This window comes from Neisseria sp. P0022.S010 (assembly GCF_051956635.1).
Genome location: NZ_JBQCXF010000925.1, coordinates 1 through 438 on the forward strand (window position 1 = coordinate 1; position 438 = coordinate 438).

Below are 438 nucleotides of genomic sequence, written 5' to 3' on the forward strand. Positions count from 1 at the left end.
CTGCTGAGGGTCATCGGCAGGGAAGCATGGGTATGCAGCAGTTGCCAACCATTTTGTGTGGCGGGGATTTCACGGCCGTTGACGGTCAGGGTTTGCTCTGACCAAACGGGTTTGCCGAAAATGGAGATTTGTTGCATATCCATGCTGCCGTCGGCTGCGCTTAAGGTAACGCTGCCGCCATCGGCGCGTGCTTCAATACCGCCGAAAGAAAAATCGCTGTGTGATTTGCGGCTGCTGATGGTGTTCCAACCGCTGCCGTTGTAACGGACGGTTGCCATGCGCTGGCCTTTGACAGTATTGGGGTAAACCCAACCAATGCCGCCATTGCCCCATTTTTGTTGTAAACGGCGACGCAGACGGTCGGTGAAATAGTCGCCGGCGGTGTGGGAGTCGCCGACTTGGATAATGCGGAATTTGCCGTCTGAAGTATTGTTGAGC

At 55.3% G+C, this 438-nt stretch carries 1 pseudogene; it reads right to left on the reverse strand.

The window, feature by feature from the left end:
* Nucleotides 1-438 (reverse strand): annotated as a pseudogene (locus tag ACTHUT_RS22140) (hypothetical protein); the annotation flags it as partial.